Here is a 21,891-nt window from a genome sequence, read left to right on the forward strand (position 1 = left end):
AAACACGGAGAATCATGTCTAAGAAGTGCGATGTTTGCGGCAAGCAGCCGACGTTCGGCAACAGTGTTGCGCGGCTGGGTAAGGGCGCGATGATCCGTCGGGTCAAGGCGCGTACGCCGCGTCGTTTCAACCCCAACATTCAGCCGATCCGGGCCATCATCAAGGGCACGCCCACCAAGCTGAAGGTCTGCACGTCCTGCATCAAGGCGGGCAAGGTTCAGCGCGTCGTCGGCTAGAACTTCCGGCCTCCAGTAGGCCGTCCTCCGTGTAGGGCCCCTAGGCGCCCGGGTTATCCCGGGCGCCTACTGGTGTTCCCGGGGAACCACGACGTGGCGGTCGTAGCGTGCCAACTCGTCCGGCCCTGGCCGCTGGAACAGTTCGTCGTACGACGCGAGCTCGGTGCGGGTAATGGTGAAGACCCCGCTCGGCGCTGCGGCATTGCGGGCGTTCAGGCGCTCCCACAAGACCTCCATCGGAGGCAGCAGGACTACGAGCTCGGCCCGTGCGCCCAGGCTCTGGGCTTGGGTGCGGAACAGCTCGCGCTCCTCCTCGCTCCAGCAGCCGTAGTCGAGGATCACGTCCACTCCCAGCGTCAGCGCGCGAGTCGCCACACCCCACAGCAGTTCCGATTCGAGCACCCACCGCTTGCCCTCGTGCTCGCTGGCGTCGAACAGCGGACCCATCCATTCGTCGGGAGTCAACCGAAGCGCCGCCCGCTCGGCCTCCAGCCGTTTGGCCAGGGTGGTCTTGCCCGCCCCCGGCAACCCGATGAGCAGGGTCATGGTGGCCGCCATTTTCAGCGGGCCTCGGCGATGACCGTCAGCTCATTGCGGTTGTGGTGGAGCTGACGAGCATGCAGTACGTCGTACTCCTTGCGCAGGACATCCATCCCGCGCCTGGCGGCGTCCAGTTGGTTGCGTCCGCCGCCCTTGAGGGTGACGATCGCGAGTGCTCCCCGGCGCAGGTGCGGCACCGCGTCCAGCATCACCCGAGCGCTCAGGACCTGGTCCATCCGCATGTCGTTCACCACCACGTCGAACCGGATCTGGTTGCGCCGGAAGAACTCGCCGGCCGTCGTACCGACGTGGTGGACGCGACGGTCAGCGGTCACTCGAGAGTCCAGCGCGCCGGGATCCACCGACCACACCTCCTGGCCATACTGACGCAGGATCCGGGTCCAGCCGCCCGGGCTCGCCCCGAGGTCCAGGGCCTTGCCGCCGTCGGGAAGTCGCAGGCCGAACGTCTGGATCGCCTCTTCCAGCTTGAACTCCGACCGCGAGACCCGTTCGTCGGACCGCGCCAGCCGCATCCGACCACCCGGCCAGTCGGACAGGCTGTCCTCGAGCCGATTCGCGCCCAGGACAACAGCTTTTCGCCCGACGAAGCACGAGACCACGACGTCCTGCCCCGCCCGGGTGACCTCGATCCCGCGGGAGCCGAGGCCCTCCTCCAGCAGGTGGTAGTACGAGCCGCCGGTGCCGGCTCCGTCGGTCCAGGTCTGTACGGCGAGCTGTTGGGGGTGCCGCGGCAGCTCGGCCAGGACCAGTTCGGCCAGCTCGTGCGCGGGCGGGACCTCGTCGACTCCGAAGCTCGCGATCTCGACCGTCAGATGCCGGACGAACATGATCCGCCCGCGGACGCAGGCATCGGCCAGGTCCTCGATCGACGGCCCGTTCTCCACGATCCGGCCCAGATCCCCGCTGACCCGCTCGATCCTCACCTGGGGCCCGAACTCGTCCCGGATCTCACGCACCGCCAGGTCGTAGCTGTCGGTAGCCACCGAGAAGAGCAAAGCAAGCACAACACATAGTAAGTGCCACCCATCCGGTCACCTCCCACCGCGCACCTCGCCCATCCCCGCGAGCACGACGTGCGCCATGCCCCCAACCAGCCCACCCTCTGAGGGTTACCCCCGGCTGCGACGGGTTGCCCGCCCAGACTCTGACCAGGCAACCCCCTCCCCGCGAGGTTGGCCCCTCAAACGGCAACCAGCCGGGCCGCTCGGTACGGCGACGCCACCCGGCGCGCTCGGTACGGCGACGCCACCCGGGCGCTCGGTACGGCGGCGCCGCCAGGGGCGCTCGGTACGACGGCGCCGCCCGGGGCGCTCGGTACAGCGACACCGCCCGGAGCGAACGTTACGGAGCCGCCTGGGCGAGCTCGGTACAGCGACGCCGCCCGGGGCGCGCGGTACGGCGGCGCCGCCTGGGTGGGCTGTTGGCGATCGAGGCGGACTAGATCGCCAACATCGCCGCACTGCTGCGCCTCCAGCCACCCCGAGCAGGTACTGCCACTCGGCCGGCTGTCGGGAGCACTTTGTGCATGGGGTGAGCGCCCGGGCCGGCGCCGGGTGCTCGGGTGGTGCACAAAGTGCGGGCGGCGGTGCCGGGCGGTGGTGGTGCCGACTTTGTGCTTGGAGTGAGCGCCTGGCCCGGCGGCGGGTGCTCGGGTGGTGCACAAAGTGCGGAGCTTGGGTGGTGCCGGGCTGCGGTGCGGCCGACTTTGTGCACGAGGTGAGCGCCCGAGCCGGAGGCGGGTGCTCGGTCGGTGCCCTAGCTGCGATGGCGCCGGCCGGTGGTGCTCGGCTGCGGTGAGGCCGACTTTGTGCTTGGGGTGAGCGCCTGGCCCGGCGGCGGGTGCTCCGATGGTGCACAAAGTGGTGGCCATGGTTGCCGGGCCGTGGTGGGCCCGACTTTGTGCACGAGGTGAGCGCCCGGGCCGGCGGCAGGTGCTCGGGCGGTGCACAAGGTGCGGGTTGGGGTGGCGCCGGGCCGTGGTAGGCCCGACTTTGTGCATGAGGTGAGCGCCCGGGCCGGCGGCGGGTGCTCGGGCGGTGCACAAAGTGGGGGCGGCGGGGGCTGGGGTGGCGCTGGGCTGCGGTGGGGGCGACTGTGTGCACGAGGTGAGCGCCCGGGCCGGCGGCGGGTGCTCGGGCGGTACACAAAGTGCGGGCGGCGGTGCTGCCGGGTGGGTTGGGGTGGTGCCGGGGGTGCCGGGGGTGCGGTGGCGTCGGGGTGGGTGGGCTGGCTGGTTGGCGGGGCGTTCTCGAGTGCTGGCTCTGCGACAAGCGGGCGCGGTACGGGTGCGCGCTGAGCTTGAATTGGGCTGGGATCCCCGATCCGGTTACCGGGTTTGGGGCCGTTGCGTCGGGCTGATCTGCGGGAGACCGGTTAGCCTTCCGGGCGTGGATGCGCGTGAAGAGGTGCTGACGACGGCCGTGCTGCGGAGCTGGGCCCGTACTGCGCTGTCGGAGCTCGGGCGGGCTCGGGTGGAGATCGACGAGCTGAACGTCTACCCGGTCCCGGACGGGGATACCGGCACCAACCTCTACCTGACCTGGGAGGCGGCGTGTGACGCGCTGCCCGAGGGGGAGTTGACCTTCGCGGAGGCGGTCCAGGCCTTCGGTCGGGGTGCCCTGCTCGGCGCCCGTGGCAACTCCGGCGTCATCACCTCGCAACTGGTCCGAGCCTGCGGCCTCCGCCTCGCCGAGAACCTCCCGCGTACCCAGCAGCAGCCTGGTGGCGGGCTCGCGGATGTGCGGATGAGTGAGGCGGTGGCGTTCGCGGATGCGTTGGTGTTCGCGGCCGACGCTGCATATGGGGCGGTCGCGCAGCCGGTCGAGGGAACGATGCTGACCGTGGCCCGGGAGGCTGCGAACGCAGCCCTGAAGGCGGCCAACGAAGGAAAGACGGTCGCCGAGGTGTGCCTGGCGGCGGTTGCGGCCGCACGGGTGGCGCTGACCAAGACCACCGAGCAGTTGGAGCAACTCCGCAGGGCCGGAGTCGTGGACGCCGGCGGCGCCGGGCTGGTGGTGATTCTCGGGGCGATGGAGTCGGTGCTGTCCGGCCGCGGCCCGGCGGCGACCACCGGAGTACCGGCCCGCGTGGTTCCGGCCGAGGCGCGGTCCGGGAACGACCTCGACCCCGACGGACCGGCGTACGAGGTGATGTATCTGCTGGAGGCGCCGGACGAGAAGATCGGCGACTTCCGCACCCTCCTCGCCGGCCTGGGGGACTCCGTCGTGGTGGTCGGCGGTGACGGCCTGTGGAACGTGCACGTGCACACCGACGACGTCGGCGGGGCGATCGAGCCAGGCATCGAGATCGGCCGCCCGTACCGGATCCGGGTCACGCACTTCGCTGACCAGACCCACCACGAACCAGTCCCCAGCCGCGCCGTGATCGCCGTCGCCGCGGGTGACGGCCTGGCCAAGCTGTTCACCGACTCCGGCGCGGTCGTCATCGCGGGCGGACCCGGACGACGCTGCTCGACCGGCGAGCTCTTGAAAGCGATCGAGCGGTCCGGTGCGCCGGAGATCGTGCTGCTGCCGAACGACAAGGACTCCATCGCCGTGGCCGAGGCGGCCGCCACCGCAGCGCGGCAGGACGGCGTCCGGGTCGCTGTGATCCCGACCCGAGCGCAGGTCCAGGGACTCGCGGCGATCGCGGTACACGACCCGGAGCGCAGCTTCGACGACGACGTCGTGCACCTCTCGGCCGCGGCCGGGCAGACCCGCCACGGCGCGGTGACGATCGCGGTCAAGGACGCCTGGACGATGGCCGGCACCTGCCGGATAGGCGACGCGCTCGGTGTCGTGGACGGTGACTTCGCCCTCATCACCGACGACCTGGCGACGGCCGCGACCGGAGTGGTCGACCGGTTGCTGGGCGGCGGTGGCGAGCTGCTGACCGTGGTCACCGGGCGTGATGTCGACCCCGCGCTGGTCGACGCGCTGGTGCGGCACGTACGCCGGAGCCGCCGGGATGTCGATGTCGTGGTGTACGACGGTGGTCAGGAAAGGTACCCGTTGCTGATCGGGGTGGAATGAAGACTGACATCGACCGGAAGCTCCGCGACTTCGTCGGGGCGAAGACGGCCAAGACCTTCTCCGACGTGCTCGGCATCGAGACCGTCGGCGAGCTGCTGCGGCACTACCCGCGGCGCTACCTGAAGAAGGGCGAGCTGACGCCGTTCGACGAACTGGAGGTCGGCGACCAGGCCACGGTCAGCGGACGGGTCAAGAAGGTCACCGTGCGCTCGCTGGACTCCAAGCAGGAGATCCGGCCGGACGAGGTGAACAAGTACCGCCGGCACAAGACGATCACCAAGGTGGTCGTCACCGACGGGCGCAACGACCTGGAGCTCGCCTTCTTCAACCAGCCCTGGCTGGCGAACAAGCTGACCGCCGGTACGGCGGCGCTGTTCTGGGGCGAGGTGACGATGTTCCGCGACATCATGCAGCTCAAGGGCCCCGGCACCGAGATCCTGGACGAGGAGGACCTGAGCGAGGAGGAGATCGAGCGCCGGGCCAAGCCGTTCCGGCCGCTCTACCCGGCCAGCGCGAAGCTGCCGACCGCGACGATCGAGCGCAGCATCAAGATCGTGCTCGACAACCTGGGCGAGCTGGACGACCCGATCCCCGAGCTGATCCTGCGCAAGGAGCGGCTGATCGGCCTGCGGGAGGCCCTCCAGAAGGTGCATCTGCCGGAGACCGAGAAGGACTGGGAGGTCGCGCAGAAGCGGTTCCGGTTCGAGGAAGCCCTGGTGATGCAGACGATCCTGGCCCAGCGCCGCGCGGTCACCGACGCCCTGAAGGCCGTACCGCGGGTCCGGTCCGAGGGTGGTCTGCTGGTCGACTTCGACGCGCGGCTGCCGTTCAAGCTGACCGAGGGACAGGCCGAGGTGGGCGAGGAGATCTTCGCGGACCTGGCCCGGCCGCATCCGATGCACCGGCTCCTGCAGGGCGAGGTCGGCTCGGGCAAGACCGTGGTCGCGCTGCGGGCGATGCTCTCGGTGGTCGACGCGGGCGGCCAGGCGGTCCTGCTCGCTCCGACCGAGGTGCTCGCCACCCAGCACCACAAGACCCTGACGACGATGCTCGGCGAGCTCGCGGAGCAGGGCATGCTCGGCGGCGCCGAACGAGCCACCCGGGTCGCCCTGCTGACGGGCTCCCTGAACGCGGCCTCCCGCCGTACGGCGATGTTGGACGCTGCGAGTGGTTCGGCCGGGATCGTGGTCGGGACGCACGCGCTGCTCGAGGACAAGGTGCAGTTCGCGGACCTCGGTCTGGTGGTCGTCGACGAGCAGCACCGGTTCGGCGTCGAGCAGCGGGCCGCGCTCAGCCAGAAGTCGGGGGACGCGACCCCGCACGTGCTGGTGATGACGGCGACCCCGATCCCGCGGACCGTGGCGATGACCGTGTTCGGGGATCTCGCGGTGTCGACGCTGACCGAGCTGCCGGCCGGGCGGTCGCCGATCAAGAGCTCGGTGGTCCCCGCGAAGGAGAAGCCGGCCTGGCTGGCCCGCGCCTGGGAGCGCGTCCGCGAGGAGGTCGAGAAGGGCCACCAGGCGTACGTCGTCTGCCCCCGGATCGGCGACGACGTGAAGAACGCCGCCGACGAGGAAGGCGAGTTCGCGGCCGGTTCCGAGGAGGAAGCCGAGTCCAAGGGCAAGCCGCGGCCGGCGATCTCGGTGCTGCAGGTCGCGGAGATCCTCGACGGCATCCTGGGCGACCTGCGGGTGGAGATCCTGCACGGGCGGTTGCCGGCCGACGAGAAGGACTCGGTGATGACCCGGTTTGCCGCCGGGGAGATCGACGTGCTGATCGCGACCACCGTGATCGAGGTCGGCGTGGACGTGCCGAACGCCTCGACCATGGTGGTGATGGACGCGGACCGGTTCGGCATCTCCCAGCTGCACCAGCTGCGCGGCCGGGTCGGCCGGGGCAAGGTGCCCGGTCTCTGCTTGCTGGTGACGCATGGCTGGGCCGGTTCGAAGTCGTACGCGCGGCTGGAGGCGGTCGCCGCCACGACTGACGGCTTCGAGTTGTCCCGGATCGACCTGGAGACCCGCCGCGAGGGCGATGTCCTCGGGGTCGCGCAGTCGGGCCGCCGGACCAGCCTGAAGCTGCTCAGCGTGCTCCGCGACGAGGAGATCATCCTCACCGCGCGGCACGTGGCGAACTCGCTCATCTCGGTCGACGCCGAACTGGCCGAATACCCCGTACTGCGCTCGTTCGTCCGCAGCGCGCTGGAGTCCGAGGCGACCGACTACCTGGAGAAGACGTGACGCGGATCGTCGGGGGAGTGGCGGGCGGCCGGCGGATCACCGTACCGCCGGGGAGTGGGACCAGGCCGACGGCCGACCGGGTCCGCGAGGCGCTGTTCTCCTCGCTGGAGGCCGAGTTCGGCGGCTTCCACGGCCTCACCGTCCTGGACCTGTACGCCGGGTCCGGCGCGATCGGGCTGGAGGCGCTGTCCCGGGGAGCGGAGCGGGTCGTGCTGGTCGAGGCGGACCGCAAGGCCGCGGATGTGATCACCGCGAACGTGAAGGCGGTCGGCCTGCCCGGGGCGACAGTGCTCGTCCGGCCGGCCGAGAAGGTTGCCTCCGGCGACAATTCCGGCAAGCCGTTCGACCTGGTCTTCGCCGACCCGCCGTACAAGCTGGAAACCCTTGAACTCCAGGGGATCCTGGTCGAGCTGGCGGTCAACGGCTGGCTCGCGGACGACGCGGTGGCGGTGGTCGAGCGGGGCAAGCGGGAGCCGTGGGAGTGGCCGGAGGGGTTTGCCGCGCTGCGGGATCGCAAGTACGGCGAGGCCCGGCTTTGGTACGGTCACCGCCATGACCAGGGCACTGGGGTGAACTGATGAGCCGAGCGGTGTTCCCGGGCACCTTCGACCCGCCGACGAACGGGCATCTGGACATCATCGGACGGGCGGCGGCCGCCTTCGACGAGGTGATCGTCGCGGCCGGGGTGAACCAGTCGAAGAAGCGGTTGTTCAGCGACGAGGAACGGGTCGCGATGCTGACCGAGATCGCCGAGCCGTTCGGCAACGTCCGGGTCGGCACCTTCGACGGACTGCTGGTCGACTACTGCCGGGCCGAGGACGCCGGGGTGATCGTGAAGGGCCTGCGCTCGGGCGGCGACTACGACTACGAGTTGCAGATGGCGCAGATGAACCGGCGGATGTCCGGTGTCGACACCGTCTTCCTGCCGACCGCGCCGGAGAACGCTTACATCTCCTCCAGCTTGGTCAAGGAGATCGCCAGACTCGGGGGTCCGGTCGGCGACTTCCTGCCACCCGGTGTTCACGCCCGCTTGCGCGACAGGCTGTAGTAGGCCCTGGATTGGGCCGAACGGCGCGGACTTGGTAATGTTGTCCACCGGTCTCGTTGAGACTGAGATTCTGCCTGCCCACGCCTGAAAGGGATGTCCTGAGCGTCTTGGACCCGCGGTCCCCACTCGTGATCGATACCCACGAGCTGTCGCGCCGTGCCGGGTCCCAGCGCGAAGTCACCTTCACGGCTCCGGCACCGGCTGATCTCGGAATCGATGTGATCGGCGTCCCCGAGGGCGACCCCATCCAGTTCGATCTGCGACTGGAAGCGGTTGTCGAAGGGGTGCTCGTCACCGGAACGGCCCGTGGCCGCCTGGTCGGGGAGTGCGCGCGGTGCCTGGTCGATGTCGAGGACGAGTTCCTCGCCGACGTCCAGGAGCTGTACGTCTACCCGGAGAGTGACGCCGAACCCGACGAGGCCAGCCGGATGGAGGGCGATCTGATCGACCTCGAGCCGGCGCTGAGAGACCAGGTGGTGCTCGCGCTGCCGTTCCAGCCGCTGTGTACGGACGACTGTCCGGGTCTGTGCCCCGAGTGCGGGGCACGCCTGGCGGACGAGTCCGGCCATCAGCACGAGGACGGCATCGACCCACGGTGGACCGCTCTGAGTGGCCTGCTCCAGCAGGACGAACGACCGCTAGACCGCTAGACCAAGACATAAGCCAGCCAGCCGGCCGGGTCGCAAGCCCCCGGCCGAACCGAGGAGTCATAACCGTGGCCGTTCCGAAGCGGAAGATGTCGCGCAGCAACACCCGGAGCCGTCGCGCCCAGTGGAAGACCACTGCGCCGTCGCTCGTCACCTGCGTGAACCCCGCCTGCCGCGCGAAGCACCTGCAGCACACCGTGTGCCCCACCTGCGGCCAGTACGGCCCCAAGGGTGAGCGTCGCCAGGTCGTCGAGAGCTAAGCGGCACCTCACCCAGTGAATTCGGTCAACGCTCTATGACATCGCCAGAACACGGGGGCCTCTACGCCGAGCTGAACCAGCGGCTCGGCGTATCGCTGGCTGACGAGTTATTGGAGCACGCCTTCACCCACCGTTCGTTCGCGTACGAGAACGGTGGGTTGCCGACGAACGAGCGGCTGGAGTTCCTCGGGGACTCCGTGCTCGGCGTCATCGTCACGGAGTCGCTGTTCCGCAACCATCCGGACCTCTCCGAGGGCCGGCTCGCCAAGCTGCGCGCCGCTGTGGTGAACATGCGCGCGCTGGCGGGGGTTGCCCGTGAGCTCAAGCTCGGCAAGTACCTGCGGCTGGGCCGCGGCGAGGAGGCCACCGGTGGCCGGGACAAGTCGTCGATCCTGGCCGACTGCGTCGAGGCGCTGATCGGCGCGGTCTACCTGGACCGTGGGTTCGAGGTGGCCGGCCGGGTGGTGCACACGCTGTTCGACGAGCTGATGGAGTCGTCGGCACGGCTGGGCGCCGGCCTGGACTGGAAGACCAGCCTGCAGGAACTGGTGGCACAACTCGGCGTCGGCGTACCGGAGTACGTGATCGCCGAGTCGGGTCCCGACCACGCCAAGACCTTCGAGGCGCGGGTCCGGATCGGCTCGGACACCTACGGCCACGGCATCGGCCGGAGCAAGAAGGAAGCCGAGCAGCAGGCGGCCGAGACCGCCTGGAAGGCTCTCCGAGCCGCCCACCCCGACAGCACAGACCCCTCACAGCAGCCGTAGTGTGCCTGAGCTCCCGGAAGTAGAGGTCGTCCGCCGCGGACTCGCGGAATTCACCACCGGCCGGACGATCGACGCCGTCGAGGTGCTGCACCCCCGGCCGGTACGCCGTCACCTGGCCGGGCCCGACGACTTTGTCGCGAAGCTCAAGGGTCAGACCCTTGGAACGCCCGCGCGGCGCGGGAAATACCTCTGGCTGCCGCTGGAGTCCGGTGACGCCGTGCTGGCCCACCTGGGCATGAGCGGGCAGTTCCGGGTCCAGCCGGTCGGCACCGTGGACGAGAAGCATCTGCGGGTGCGGTTCCGGTTCGCCGACGACGGGGGAGAGGTCCGTTTTCTGGACCAGCGGATGTTCGGTGGTCTGTCGTACTCCGAGGGCGGCGCGGAACTGCCCGACGAGATCGCCCACATCGCCCGGGACCCGTTCGATCCGTTGTTCGACGAGGACCTCTTCGTGACCGGCGTCCGCAAGCGCAAGACCGGCCTGAAGCGCGCTCTGCTGGACCAGTCGCTGGTCAGCGGAGTCGGCAATATCTATGCTGACGAAGCGTTGTGGCGCGCCAAGCTGCACTACGCCCGGGCGACCGAGACGATGAAACCCTTGCAAATAAGGGAAATCCTGCGTCATGCACGGGAGGTGATGGCGTCCGCACTGGATGTCGGCGGGACCAGCTTCGATGCCCTGTATGTCAACGTGAACGGGGAATCCGGCTATTTCGAGCGCGGCCTGGCGGCGTACGGGCAGGAGGGTTCGCCGTGCCCGCGGTGTGGTCGCCCGATCCGTCGCGAGGCGTTCATGAACCGTTCCTCGTATCGCTGCCCGAAGTGCCAGCCGACGCCGCGACACGCCCGGTGGTGAGCGAGATATCGTTAATTGACGTACCCCAGGTTGACCCAGGCTAATGCTGGTGTCACCCTGAAAGACGGCACACACTATGCGCTCCGCGGACCAGGGGCGCCACCTGCCAGAACCCTTCCGGAGGACAGCACAATGGCCAAGGCTCTTCTAGGGCACCTTGGAGGCACTGACCCGCGCATGCTCGAGCAGGTTCGTCTGCTCAACCGGCGTGTCGCCGATCTGGAGGCGCACGTGATGCGCTTGCAGGCAGAGAATGACCATCTCGTCGCAGCCGTTCACGACGGCCGTCTGCTCACGGTAGACGAGGCTCTGCGCGCCCCCGCTTCGGTCTGACCACCGAAGCCACAGCAGTACACATCACCGTCCGCACCACCCACGGCGGCGGCCCCCGTCCGGGCCTCCGCCGGTTTCATGTCCGCAGTCGGTAGACTCATCAGCGGAACACCTTCCCCCGGGTAGCGGCAGTGTCACTGGCAGTTACGGCGGTTCCCATCGGTTCCGTCTGTCCTTTCACGGGTTGGGAGCTACGCCTTGTACCTGAAGAGCATGACGCTCCGAGGTTTCAAGTCCTTCGCGTCGGCGACGACGATGAATTTCGAGCCGGGGATCACCTGCATCGTCGGCCCGAACGGCTCCGGGAAGTCCAACGTCGTCGACGGCCTGTCCTGGGTGATGGGCGAGCAGGGCGTGAAGTCCCTGCGCGGCGGCAAGATGGAGGACGTCATCTTCGCCGGCACCTCCGGCCGCCCCCCGCTGGGCCGGGCCGAGGTGGTGCTGACCATCGACAACTCCGACGGCGCCCTGCCGATCGACTATGCCGAGGTCACCATCTCGCGGACGATGTTCCGCAACGGCGGCTCCGACTACCAGATCAACGGCCAGAACTGCCGGCTGCTCGACGTCCAGGAACTGCTCAGCGACTCCGGTATCGGCCGCGAGATGCACGTCATCGTCGGCCAGGGCCAGCTCGACTCGATCCTGCGCGCCACCCCGGAGGGCCGGCGCGGGTTCGTCGAGGAAGCCGCCGGCGTTCTGAAGCACCGCAAACGCAAAGAGAAGGCGATCCGGAAGCTGGAGGCCACCGAGGGCAACCTGCACCGGCTCGGCGACCTGATCACCGAGATCCGCCGCCAGTTGAAGCCGCTCGGGCGCCAGGCGGAGGTGGCGCGGCGAGCGGTGACGATCCAGGCGGAGGTCCGCGACGGCCGCTCCCGGCTGCTCGCCGACGACATCGTGCAGGCCCAGTCCGCGCTCGAGGCCGAGCTCAAGGACGAGGCCGCGCTGACCGAGAAGCGGTCCCAGATCGAGGCCGCGCTGCGGGAGGCCCGGGACCTGGAAGCGACCCTCGAGGACGCCCTGCGTACCGATGCGCCGGCGCTCCAGGCCGCGCAGGACACGTGGTACCAGCTGTCCGGCTTCGGCGAGAAGATCAAGGGCACGGCCCGGATCGCGGCCGACCGGATCCGCTCGCTGAACGACGAGGCCGAGGAGCCGCGCAGTGGGCGCGACCCCGAGGAGCTCGAGCTGGAGGCCGCCCGGGTCCGGGAGACCGAGGCGCAGATCGAGGCCGAGGTCGAGGCCCACTCCGAGCTGCTCGCCGAGGCCATCGAGCGCCGCCAGCAGTTGGAGTCCGAGCACGCCGAGGAGGAGCGCCGGATCGCGGCGCTGATCCGGGCCGCCGCGGACCGCCGGGAGGGACTCGCCCGGCTGACCGGCCAGGTGAACGCGCTGAAGAGCCGCGCGGCCGCCGCCGAGTCCGAGATCGGCCGGCTCGCGGCCAACCAGCGCGAGGCGGAGGCCCGCGCCGCGAAGGCGCAGCACGACTTCACCGCGCTCGAGACCCAGGTAGCCGGCCTCGACGCCGGTGAGCGGGGGCTGGACGAGGAGTACGAGGCGACCCAGAGCGTCCTGGACGAGCTGGAGGAGCGCCTCACCAAGCTGCGCGCCGAGGAGCGCGACGCCGAGCGGGAGCGGACCGGCCTGGCCGCCCGTAAGGAAGCCCTGGAGCTGGGCCTCAACCGCAAGGACGGCGCAGGCGCTCTGCTGGCGGCGTCCGAGCAGGTGACCGGCCTGATGGGCTCGGTTGCCGCGCTGCTGAGCGTGCGGACCGGGTATGAGACAGCCATCGCCGCCGCGCTGGGCGAGGCAGCCGACGCCGTCGCCGTGACGCACACCCAGGCCGCGCTGGACGCCGTCGGACACCTGAAGGAGCACGATCTCGGCCGCGCCGGTCTGCTGCTGGGCGATGCCCCGGCCGATGACTTCGCGTCGTGGCCCCAGTTGCCGTTCGGGGCGAAGTACGCGGTCGAGGTGGTGGACTGCCCGGAGAACCTGCGGCCCGCGCTCAAGCGCCTGCTCCGCAAGGTCGCCGTGGTCGACGACGTCCCCGCGGCCCGATCGCTGGTACAGCACCTGCCCGACGTCACCGCGACCACCCGCGCCGGCGACGTACTGGGTGCGCACTTCGCGTACGGCGGGTCGGACGCGGCGCCGAGCCTCATCGAGGTGCAGTCCGCGGTCGACGAGGCCGCCGAGAAGCTGACGGAAGCCACCGCGCGGAGCGAGCGGCTGCGGTTCGAGCTCGCGGCAATGGAGCGCGAGCGGGAGCAGCAGAAGCAGTCCGTCGAGATCGCGCTGGCCCGGTTGCACGAGTCGGACGCGTCGATGGCAGCCGTCGCCGAGCAGTTGGCGCAGTTCGGGTCACTGGCGAAGGCGTCCCGTGGTGAGGCGCAGCGGATGGCCGAGGCGATCGCCGCGGCCGAGGCCGAGCGGGACCGGAACCTGTCCGGCCTCGCAGACCTCGAGAACCGGCTGAACGACGTCGAGCAGTACGGCGACGACGAGGGCGACGAGCCGGACCCGACCGAGCGTGACCGGCTCGCCGAGGCCGCCAAGGGCGGCCGGGCGGCCGAGATGGAAGCGCGGCTGGCTCTGCGGACCACCGAGGAGCGTGCCCGGGCTCTGTCCGGTCGCGCTGACTCGCTGGAGCGCGCGGCCCGCCAGGAGCGCGAGGCTCGTGCCCGGGCGATCGCGCGGGCGTCCCGGCGCGCACGCCAGTCGGAGGCGGCGCAGGCCGTGCACCTGGCGGCTGGCCACGTCCTTGCGCGGCTGGAGCACTCACTGCAGCTAGCCGCCTCGGAGCGCTCGGCGATCCAGGCCGAGCGTGCGGATCGCGAGCAGGCGCTGGCCCAAGCTCGTTCCGCGAGTCGCAACCTGAGCAGCGAGCTCGAGCAGCTGACGAACACCGTGCACCGTGACGCGCTGGCCCGGGCAGAGCAGAAGATGCGGCTCGAAGCGCTGTACGAGAAGGCCCTGGGCGAGCTGGGCACCGAGGTGGACGCGCTGATCGCGGAGTACGGTCCGGACCAGCTGGTGCCGCCGCTGCCCAAGGAGGGCGACGACGAGACCCTCGAGGTCGAGGGGGAGCCGTTCGACCGGGCGAAGGTGCAGAAGCGGCTGAAGACCGCCGAGCGCGCGCTGAACCAGCTGGGGCGGATCAACCCGCTCGCGCTGGAGGAGTTCGACGCGATGGAGGAGCGGCACCGCTTCCTGTCCGAGCAGCTCGACGACCTGAAGAAGTCACGGCGCGACCTGATGGACATCGTCAAGGAGGTCGACGACCGCGTCGAGCAGGTCTTCACCGAGGCCTACCGTGATGTCGAGGTCGCCTTCGAGCAGGTCTTCAGCCGGCTGTTCCCCGGCGGCGAGGGGCGGCTCGTGCTGACCGATCCGGACGACATGCTCGGCACCGGGATCGACGTCGAGGCCCGCCCGCCCGGCAAGAAGGTCAAGCGACTGTCGCTGCTGTCCGGTGGTGAGCGCTCGCTGGTCGCGGTCGCCTTCCTGGTCGCGCTCTTCAAGGCACGCCCGTCGCCCTTCTACATCCTCGACGAGGTCGAGGCCGCGCTGGACGACACCAACCTGGGCCGCCTGCTGGAGATCTACGAGGAGCTCCGCGAGAACAGCCAGCTCCTCGTCATCACCCACCAGAAGCGCACCATGGAGGTCGCAGACGCCCTCTACGGCGTCACCATGCGAGGCGACGGCGTCTCCGCCGTCATCTCCCAGCGAATCCGCGAAGCCGAACCCGCCTGATCCCTCACCCTCCGCTCCGGTCCTCTGTTGGCTGGAGCGGAGGGCGCTTGACTTGCCTGAGACGACCGGTCATATTGGTCGCATGGCTAGGCGGAGTATGCGGGAAGAGATCGTCGAGGCAGGGCTGGCTCAGTTTCACGAGCGGGGGTTCAATGCCGCGGCGGTGAAGGACATCACGGATCGGGCCGGGGTGCCGAAGGGGTCGTTCTACAACCACTTCGAGAGCAAGGAAGCGCTCGCGATCGAGGCTCTGGAGCGGTATGGGGTGTCCCGGCGGCTGGATGATCTGGCCGACAAGTCCGTGGAGCCGCTGGCGCGCATCCGGGCGCACTTCGAGTACCTGCGGGACGAGGTGCTCGGCTACGGCAACCTGCGGGGCTGCATGCTCGGCAACTTCACCACCGAGGTCGCCGATCACAACGACTCCATCCAGCAACTCCTGAAGCAGGGTCTCGGTCTGTGGGCCGAGCGGTTGGGCGGGGCGCTCGCGGAGGCGCAGGAGGCCGGCAGCATTCCCGCCGGGCTCGACACCGCGACGATCGGACGGTACCTCGTGAGCGCCTGGGAAGGCACTCTGATCCGGGTCCGCGCCGAGCGGTCGCCGGAGCCCTTCGACGACTTCTTCACCGTCACCTTCGACACTTTGCTCGCCTAGGCGTTCCTCCTGTTCTCCCTTCCGGGGGAGAACTCTGTCCACTTCAAGACGACCGATCATCTTAGGACCAGATATGACCACCTACCGCGCGGTGCTGGCGACCAACGACGGCGCTTTCACGCTGGTCGACCGCGAACTGATCGAACCCGGACCCGGACACGTCCGGATCGCCGTCGAGGCCTGCGGCGTCTGCCACAGCGACCTGTACGGCGTGCACAACGTCATCGGCAACCGCCCGGTCGGTACGCCGATCGTCCCCGGCCACGAGGTGGTCGGCCGGATCGACGCGCTCGGCCCGGACGTCACCGGCTGGACCGTCGGCCAGCAGGTCGGCCTGGGGTATCTCGGCGGCCACTGCGGCGCCTGCGAGAACTGCCGGCGCGGCGACTTCGTCTACTGCACGGACCAGCCGGTGCTCGGCGACTCGATCGACGGCGGCTACGCGGAATCCGTGATCGCCCGGGCGAGCGGGCTGGTCGCAGTACCGGAGGAGTTGGGGGCGGCGGAGGCGGCGCCGTTGTTGTGTGCCGGGATCACCGTGTTCAACGGGTTGCGCAAGGGCGCGCCGCGGCCCGGTGACCTGGTCGCCGTGCAGGGCATCGGCGGCCTCGGCCACCTGGCGATCCAGTACGCCGTGAAGCTCGGCCTGCGGGTGGTAGCGATCGCGCGGGGTGAAGAGAAGCGTGAACTGGCGTTGAAGCTGGGCGCGACCGAGTACATCGACAGCGCGGCGGGGGACCCGGGCAAGGCTCTGCAGGAGCTAGGTGGCGCCACGGTCATCGTCGCAACCGCCACCACCACCACCGGCGCCTCGATGACTCCGCTGGTGGAGGGTCTCGCGTTGCGCGGTCGGCTGATCGTGGTCGGTGCTGCCGGCGATCCGATCGAGGTGAGCACCTCGGCACTGATCTTCGGTGGCCGCAGCATCGCGGGTTCGCTGACCGGCACACCCAGCGAGAACGAGGAGAACCTCGCGTTCAGCCTGGCCAACGACGTCCGGCCGATGGTCGAGACGGTTCCACTCGAGAAAGCCGCGGACGCCTACGCCCGGATGCTGTCCGGCGCGGCACGTTTCCGCATGGTCCTCACCACGAACAACAACTGAGACAGGGATAGAACAATGAGCCAGTTGATCCTGAGCGCTATCGGCGACATCGACGAGTCCGTTGCCCTGGTCACCGATCCGGACCTGGCAGTCGGCCCGGCTGACGTGCTGGTCGGTATCGACGCCGCCACCATCAACCCGGTGGACTTCATGCTTGCCTCCGGCACCTATGGATACCAGGCGCAGGCGCCGTTCGCGCTCGGTTCCGAGGGTGTCGGCCGGGTCGTCCAAGCCGGTACGTCGGTGGACCAGTCGCTGGTCGGCCGGCGGGTCCTGATCGTGCCGAACTACCAGCAGGGCACCTGGGCGGACCAGGTTGTCGTTGCCTCCCGCAACATCGTGCCACTGCCCGACGAGGGTGACCCGGCGCAGCTGGCCATGGTCGGCATCAACCCGCTGACGGCGTACCTGGCGCTGAACAAGTACGTCGGCCTCCGGCCCGGGCAGTGGGTCGGGCAGAACCTGGGGAACTCCGGTGTCGGGCAGTACGTGATCGCCCTGGCGAAGAAGGCCGGCCAGAAGACCCTCAGCGTCGTACGGCGTGAGGAGGCGGCCGAGCGGCTCCGGGCTGCCGGTGCCGACCTGGTGGTTGTCGATGGCAACGACCTGGCCGGGCGGATCGCCGAGGCGCTCGGGGAGGAGAAGTTGTCCCTGGTGCTCGACGGCACCGGCGATGCCACCGCGGGTGCGCTGGCGCGGTCGTTGGAGTTCGAAGGGACAGTGGTCAGCTACTCGAGCGTTACCGGTGCTCCGACGGCGATCGGCCTCGGCGACTCCATCTATCGGCAGCTGTCGCTGCGCGGTCTGTGGATCGTCAACTGGCTGAACAAGGCGCCGCGCGAGGAGCTCGAGCGGACCTACACCGAGCTCGCCGCGCTGGTGGCCGACGGCGTACTGCGGGCCGAGGTCGAGGCGACCTACCCGCTCGCCGAGTTCCGCAAGGCGCTGGATCACGCCCGCCAGGGCGGTCGCTCGGGGAAGATCCTGTTCAGGCCGTGATCGTCATCGAGGTGACCAGGTCACCCTGGACGTCGAAGGTGAAGTGGGAGGGGCCGTTGTAGCCGTCGCCGCCGACCTGGGTGGTGATGGTGACGGGGTTGCCCGGAGTGGACACCCGGACGTCCGAGAAGGTCGCGCGCTTGCCGATCAGCTCGTTGTCGCTCCAGGACCGGATCCGCTCCGGGCCGCGGAACTGCCGGCCCCAGTCGTCGACGTACCCGTCGATCGCGAAGGCGGCCACGAAGGCTTCGTTGTCCTGCTCGTCGATCGCGGTCAGCACGCGCTGCACCGCCGGGGGCAAGGTGGCGTCGGTACTCATAACGTAACGATAACCGCGGAGCTCTCCTTGAACCGGTCGGCCCATCCATCCGTGTGGGGGGTGTCGAACGGCCCACCAGCGAAGGGGGAACCATGAAGCGCTTCGCCATCGTCGTCGGATCCGCTGTGCTCGGTTTGTCGGCGCTCCCCGCCTGCGGTGGCGGCGACGACACCCCAGCCGCCGCGCCGAGCAACACCAGCAGCCAAGCGGCGCCCGCGTCATCGGACGCCAAGCTCGCCACCGCGGATGTGGGCGACTTCGGCAAGATCGTCGTGGATGGCACTGGCCGCACGCTGTACGTGTCCGACAAGGACACCGCGGATCCGTCGAAGTCGAACTGTGATGGCGACTGTGCCGCCAAGTGGCCGCCGGTGGTGGCCGGCAGCGGTACGCCGCAGCTGGACGGGGTGGACGCCTCACTGGTCGGCACGGTGACCCGGACCGACGGCACCAAGCAGGTGACGCTGGCCGGTCTACCGCTCTACCTGTTCGCCAGTGACAGCAACGCCGGGGAGGCCAAGGGCCAGGCCGTCGGCGGGGTCTGGTGGGTCGTCGGCGCCGACGGCAAGAAGATCACCACCCAGGCCTCGGGGTCGGGCGACGGCGGGTACTGAGCCCGATGGAAGCTGCCACCTGCCTGCTGCAGGGTCCCTGTCGGGGCCCTGCAGTGTCCCCTGTGCTGCCTCTGGCCGGTGAATCGCCTATCGTACGAACGACCGCGACAGTCGAGGCCGGGAGGACAGCGGTGGGTGACACGGACCGCCGTCCGGAGGCTGCGGAGGCGTTGATCCGCTCGTTGTACGCCGAGCACGGGCGCAGCGTGCTCGCGTACGCGACCCGGCTGACCGGTGATCGGGCGGCGGCGGAGGACATCGTCCAGGAGACTCTGGTCCGGGCGTGGAAGCACGCCGACGACCTGCTCGAGGGCAAGGGATCGGTGCGCGGCTGGCTACTGACGGTCGCGCGCAACATCGTCACCGACCGGGCCCGGGCTCGCGCCGTGCGGCCCGCCGAGGTGGCGGAGGTGGAGGATCGCCCGCCGGTGGAGGGCGACCACTCCGAGGCGGTGGTGAACACGATGGTGGTGCTGGACGCGCTCCACCAGGTGTCGCCGGAACATCGTGAGGTGCTGGTGCAGCTGTACTACCGCGGCCGGTCTGTGACCGAAGCCGCGAAGGAACTCGGCGTTCCGCCGGGTACCGTGAAATCCAGATCGTATTACGCCCTCCGCGCACTCCGCGCGGTGATGAGTGGACCGGAAGCGGAGGTGGCCCGATGAGCGAACACGATCCCTCGCGGCTCGGCGCCTACTCCCTCGGCGCCCTGGAGCCGGACGAGGTCCGCGAGATCGACGAGCACCTGGCCGGCTGTGCCGAGTGCCGCCAGGAGCTGGCCGAGCTCGACGAGCTGAAGGAGTTCCTCGGCGAAGTACCGCCTGAGGCCTTCCTGGACGGGCCGCCGGCTGACGGTGACCTGCTGCTGCAGCGGACCCTGCGGGAGGTTCGCTCGACCGCGGCGGCCGAGGTTGCGGCTGCTGAGGCCGCGACTGCCGCGCCGGCTGCGGCTGCGGCTGCGGCTGTGGCGCCGCGCAAGAAGCGCTCGACGTGGTACCTGGTGGCCGCTGCCGTCGTCTTGATCGCAGGCGCGCTGGGCGGCGGCGTATACATCGGCCGTCAGACGGTGCCCGATCCGACTGTCCCCGTGGCCGGGTCGAAGCAGGTGACCGCGACGGACTCAGTGACCCAGACGACCATGGCGACCACGGTGGAGCCGCGGGCCGGCTGGAGCTGGATCATGGTCAACATCGAGGGTCTGAAGGCCGGGGCCCAGTGCGAGATGCTCGTGACCGACAAGGCCGGCAACACCTTCGTGGCCGGCAGTTGGGTGGTCTCGGAGAAGGCCGCGCGCGAGGGCAGTCGCTTCGGTGGCGGCGTACTGGTCCCGATCGACCAGGTCCGCTCCGTGGAGATCAAGACCCTCCAAGGCGAGCATGTGGTGACCACGCCGGTCTAAATCTGGTTGCTCCGTCGGAGAGGATGGATGCGTGACTTACCCGACGACGACCGCTTCCGAAGATCTTCGTTCCCGCCGTAAGGCTGCTGCCGCCGAGTGCACCCGCTGGTTGTCCGGCCGCAAGCATCCGGTCTCCGATAGCCTCCGTGCGCTGGCCGCGGCGGCGACCGAGGAGGAGCGCGACGGCTATGGCAGCGGCGGTGAGGTCGAGCTACTGGAGCAGGAGGTCGCGGAGCTGCTGGGGAAGCCGGCGGCCGTGTTCGTGCCCAGCGGGATCATGGCTCAGCAGAGTGCGCTCCGGGTGTACGCCGATCGGGCCGGCACTCAGCGGGTGGCGCTGCACGGGCTCTCGCACTTCCTGCAGCACGAGCTGAACGCCTTGGAGGAAGTGCACCACCTCCGCATCGAGCGGCTGACCTCCGAGCCGCGGCAGCCCCGCCCGGACGAGCTGGCCGCCATACCGGGTCGCCTGGCCGCTGTGGCGCTGGAATTACCTCTGCGCGACGCTGGGTTCGTGCTGCCGAGCTGGGACGAGCTGGTGGTGTTCGCCGAGGCTTGTGCGGAGCGCGGCGTACCGCTGCATCTGGATGGCGCCCGGCTGTGGGAGAGCACGCCGTACCTGGAGCACAGTCTTGCTGAGGTGGCTGCGCTGGCCTCGACCGTCTATGTGTCGTTCTACAAGGGACTGGGTGGTCTGAGCGGTGCTGCTGTCGCGGGGCCCGAGGATCTGATCGCAGAGGTACGCCGCTGGCAGCGCAGGCTCGGCGGCAACGTCTACACCCTCTTCCCGTACGCCGTGTCCGCGCGCGACGGGCTCCGCAACGTGCTGCCGCTGATGGGCGACCTCCACCAGCGGGCGATCGAGCTGGCTGCCGCCTTGCAGAGCACGGGATTCCGCGTCTTCCCGGAGCCGCCGCACACCAACTCGTTCCGGGTGTACGCGCCGCGACCGGCCGAGCAGATCGAGCCGACCGCCGTACGCCGGATGGAGGCGACCCGCGAGTCGATCTCCGGCGCGTGGCAACCGGCCGACGTACCGGGCTGGTCGTTCGTGGAACTGGTGGTGACACCGGACACGTTGCGCTGGGAGATCGACGAGGCGGCGAAGGCTTTCGGGGAACTTCTGGAAGACTGAGCTCGTAGCACTGGTGAGGCCGGTGCACGGCAACAAACGGGGAGAGAAGTCGCTAGTGCTGACGTTCGTCATCACCATGGTCATTCTGCTGGTTCTGTCAGGACTCGTCCTGCTCGCGGTCGCCCGCGGCGAGGGCAAGGGAATCGGCCACTGAGCTACTGAGCCATTAGATTGTCGGAGATGAGAGAGCTCATCTTCCAGGAGTACGTATCACTCGACGGGTATGCCGCCGGGCCCGGCGACGACCTCAGCTTCTTCGACAGCGTCGCGGACCAGGCCGACAACGACAACCTCGACCTGCTCGAGACCGTCGACACGATGCTGCTCGGCGCGACCACCTACCGCCTGTTCGTCGAATTCTGGCCGACGGCAACCGACGAGGTGATCGCGCCGCACCTGAACCGCCTTCGCAAGGTGGTCGTCTCGTCGACCCTCGACAGCGCGCCCTGGGGCGACTGGGAGCCGGGCGAGATCGTCACGGACCCGGTCGCGGCTGTCACGGCGCTGAAGGCCGAGGACGGCAAGAACATCATCCTCTGGGGCAGCATCACCCTCTTCCACACGCTCCTGATGGCGGGCTTGGTCGACGAGATCCAACTCCGCGTCTGCCCTGTCCTGTTGGGCGGAGGCAAACCCGTGTTCCCCACCCAGGACAGCCCGCAGCAACTGACGTTCCTGGAAGCAACCCCCTGGGCCACCAACGGCACCCTCCTCCGCTACAAACCCAGCTAGTACTACGTTCCACGCGGCTCAGCCGTCGCCAGCTCGGTGAGAACTGTGTCTGGAGCCAGCGCGGGGGTGTGAGCTGGACCCGTCCGGCGGTTGTGCACGTCTATCGCTGAGGTCGGACGTGCTGCGTACGCAACGACAGACACCCCAGGTGTTAAGGGTGTCAAGCGGCGGTGGTTTGGGTGCGGTGTGCCC

The 21,891-nt window shown here is 69.4% G+C and carries 23 protein-coding genes; 20 read left to right on the plus strand and 3 right to left on the minus strand.

What is annotated here, in order from left to right; all coding sequences use genetic code 11:
• The first annotated feature begins 14 nt into the window (after positions 1–14).
• On the plus strand, positions 15–236 hold the full coding sequence (gene rpmB, locus ACFPJ1_RS15395; protein WP_132191415.1) for a 50S ribosomal protein L28: 222 nt from the start codon (positions 15–17) through the stop codon (positions 234–236).
• Between the two features lie 66 nt (positions 237–302).
• Here rpmB and ACFPJ1_RS15400 read toward each other — a convergent pair whose 3' ends face one another.
• Together ACFPJ1_RS15400 and ACFPJ1_RS15405 are read right to left on the minus strand one after the other, a co-directional pair.
• Positions 303–782: a P-loop nucleotide/nucleoside kinase family protein gene (locus ACFPJ1_RS15400; protein WP_380104314.1), complete on the minus strand. Its 480-nt coding sequence runs from the start codon at positions 780–782 to the stop codon at positions 303–305.
• A gap of 14 nt (positions 783–796) precedes the next feature.
• Complete coding sequence (locus tag ACFPJ1_RS15405; protein ID WP_380104315.1) at positions 797–1,780, minus strand: SAM-dependent methyltransferase; 984 nt, start codon at positions 1,778–1,780, stop codon at positions 797–799.
• Between the two features lie 1,404 nt (positions 1,781–3,184).
• On the opposite strand from ACFPJ1_RS15405, the gene ACFPJ1_RS15410 reads away from it, so the two are divergent.
• From ACFPJ1_RS15410 to ACFPJ1_RS15470, 13 genes are all read left to right on the plus strand, one after another.
• A complete protein-coding gene (locus tag ACFPJ1_RS15410; RefSeq protein ID WP_380104316.1) occupies positions 3,185–4,828 on the plus strand; it encodes a DAK2 domain-containing protein in 1,644 nt (547 codons plus the stop codon).
• Entirely contained in the window at positions 4,825–7,068 is a 2,244-nt protein-coding gene (gene recG / locus ACFPJ1_RS15415; protein ID WP_380104317.1) for an ATP-dependent DNA helicase RecG, read from the plus strand. The genes ACFPJ1_RS15410 and recG overlap by 4 nt, the downstream gene beginning before the upstream one ends.
• Positions 7,065–7,646, plus strand: a complete 582-nt coding sequence (gene rsmD, locus ACFPJ1_RS15420; protein WP_380104318.1) for a 16S rRNA (guanine(966)-N(2))-methyltransferase RsmD — start codon at positions 7,065–7,067, stop codon at positions 7,644–7,646. Before recG ends, rsmD begins: the two co-directional genes overlap by 4 nt.
• Positions 7,646–8,116: a pantetheine-phosphate adenylyltransferase gene (gene coaD / locus ACFPJ1_RS15425; RefSeq protein WP_380104319.1), complete on the plus strand. Its 471-nt coding sequence runs from the start codon at positions 7,646–7,648 to the stop codon at positions 8,114–8,116. The genes rsmD and coaD overlap by 1 nt, the downstream gene beginning before the upstream one ends.
• A 128-nt stretch (positions 8,117–8,244) precedes the next feature.
• Positions 8,245–8,766 carry a YceD family protein gene (locus ACFPJ1_RS15430; RefSeq protein WP_380104320.1) on the plus strand — a complete coding sequence of 174 codons (522 nt, stop codon included), beginning with the start codon at positions 8,245–8,247 and terminating at the stop codon, positions 8,764–8,766.
• A gap of 65 nt (positions 8,767–8,831) precedes the next feature.
• Positions 8,832–9,023 (plus strand): 50S ribosomal protein L32, encoded by a 192-nt coding sequence (rpmF, locus tag ACFPJ1_RS15435; protein WP_380104321.1) that lies wholly within the window; start codon positions 8,832–8,834, stop codon positions 9,021–9,023.
• 35 nt (positions 9,024–9,058) lie between these two features.
• The gene (gene rnc / locus ACFPJ1_RS15440; protein WP_380104322.1) at positions 9,059–9,790 is read left to right on the plus strand and encodes a ribonuclease III; all 732 of its coding nucleotides are present in this window, start codon (positions 9,059–9,061) and stop codon (positions 9,788–9,790) included.
• A gap of 1 nt (position 9,791) precedes the next feature.
• Positions 9,792–10,646 carry a bifunctional DNA-formamidopyrimidine glycosylase/DNA-(apurinic or apyrimidinic site) lyase gene (gene mutM / locus ACFPJ1_RS15445; protein WP_380104323.1) on the plus strand — a complete coding sequence of 285 codons (855 nt, stop codon included), beginning with the start codon at positions 9,792–9,794 and terminating at the stop codon, positions 10,644–10,646.
• A 177-nt stretch (positions 10,647–10,823) separates the two neighbouring features.
• Positions 10,824–10,979 carry a hypothetical protein gene (locus ACFPJ1_RS15450; protein WP_241995774.1) on the plus strand — a complete coding sequence of 52 codons (156 nt, stop codon included), beginning with the start codon at positions 10,824–10,826 and terminating at the stop codon, positions 10,977–10,979.
• A gap of 213 nt (positions 10,980–11,192) precedes the next feature.
• Positions 11,193–14,741, plus strand: a complete 3,549-nt coding sequence (smc, locus tag ACFPJ1_RS15455) for a chromosome segregation protein SMC (protein ID WP_380104325.1) — start codon at positions 11,193–11,195, stop codon at positions 14,739–14,741.
• Between the two features lie 82 nt (positions 14,742–14,823).
• Entirely contained in the window at positions 14,824–15,396 is a 573-nt protein-coding gene (locus tag ACFPJ1_RS15460) for a TetR/AcrR family transcriptional regulator (RefSeq protein WP_380104326.1), read from the plus strand.
• A gap of 73 nt (positions 15,397–15,469) precedes the next feature.
• Positions 15,470–16,501, plus strand: coding sequence for an alcohol dehydrogenase catalytic domain-containing protein (locus ACFPJ1_RS15465; RefSeq protein WP_380104327.1), 1,032 nt, complete (start codon positions 15,470–15,472; stop codon positions 16,499–16,501).
• 15 nt (positions 16,502–16,516) lie between these two features.
• Entirely contained in the window at positions 16,517–17,500 is a 984-nt protein-coding gene (locus ACFPJ1_RS15470) for a zinc-dependent alcohol dehydrogenase family protein (protein WP_380104328.1), read from the plus strand.
• Here the strand turns inward: ACFPJ1_RS15470 and ACFPJ1_RS15475 are convergent.
• Positions 17,490–17,819, minus strand: coding sequence for a nuclear transport factor 2 family protein (locus ACFPJ1_RS15475; RefSeq protein WP_380104329.1), 330 nt, complete (start codon positions 17,817–17,819; stop codon positions 17,490–17,492). The genes ACFPJ1_RS15470 and ACFPJ1_RS15475 overlap by 11 nt on opposite strands.
• A 92-nt stretch (positions 17,820–17,911) precedes the next feature.
• Between ACFPJ1_RS15475 and ACFPJ1_RS15480 the strand changes: the two genes are divergently transcribed.
• The 6 genes from ACFPJ1_RS15480 (at position 17,912) to ACFPJ1_RS15505 (ending at position 21,699) form a co-directional block, all read left to right on the plus strand.
• On the plus strand, positions 17,912–18,433 hold the full coding sequence (locus tag ACFPJ1_RS15480; RefSeq protein WP_380104330.1) for a hypothetical protein: 522 nt from the start codon (positions 17,912–17,914) through the stop codon (positions 18,431–18,433).
• Positions 18,434–18,564: 131 nt separating this feature from the next.
• Complete coding sequence (locus tag ACFPJ1_RS15485) at positions 18,565–19,098, plus strand: sigma-70 family RNA polymerase sigma factor (RefSeq protein ID WP_380104331.1); 534 nt, start codon at positions 18,565–18,567, stop codon at positions 19,096–19,098.
• On the plus strand, positions 19,095–19,832 hold the full coding sequence (locus tag ACFPJ1_RS15490; RefSeq protein ID WP_380104332.1) for an anti-sigma factor: 738 nt from the start codon (positions 19,095–19,097) through the stop codon (positions 19,830–19,832). The genes ACFPJ1_RS15485 and ACFPJ1_RS15490 overlap by 4 nt, the downstream gene beginning before the upstream one ends.
• 31 nt (positions 19,833–19,863) lie before the next feature.
• Entirely contained in the window at positions 19,864–20,967 is a 1,104-nt protein-coding gene (locus ACFPJ1_RS15495) for a threonine aldolase family protein (RefSeq protein WP_380104333.1), read from the plus strand.
• Positions 20,968–20,989: 22 nt separating this feature from the next.
• Positions 20,990–21,121, plus strand: a complete 132-nt coding sequence (locus tag ACFPJ1_RS15500; RefSeq protein WP_380104334.1) for a hypothetical protein — start codon at positions 20,990–20,992, stop codon at positions 21,119–21,121.
• Positions 21,122–21,147: 26 nt separating this feature from the next.
• Positions 21,148–21,699: a dihydrofolate reductase family protein gene (locus ACFPJ1_RS15505; RefSeq protein WP_380104335.1), complete on the plus strand. Its 552-nt coding sequence runs from the start codon at positions 21,148–21,150 to the stop codon at positions 21,697–21,699.
• Positions 21,700–21,891 lie beyond the last annotated feature (192 nt).

Source organism: Kribbella qitaiheensis (genome assembly GCF_042657745.1).
Lineage (GTDB): Bacteria > Actinomycetota > Actinomycetes > Propionibacteriales > Kribbellaceae > Kribbella > Kribbella qitaiheensis.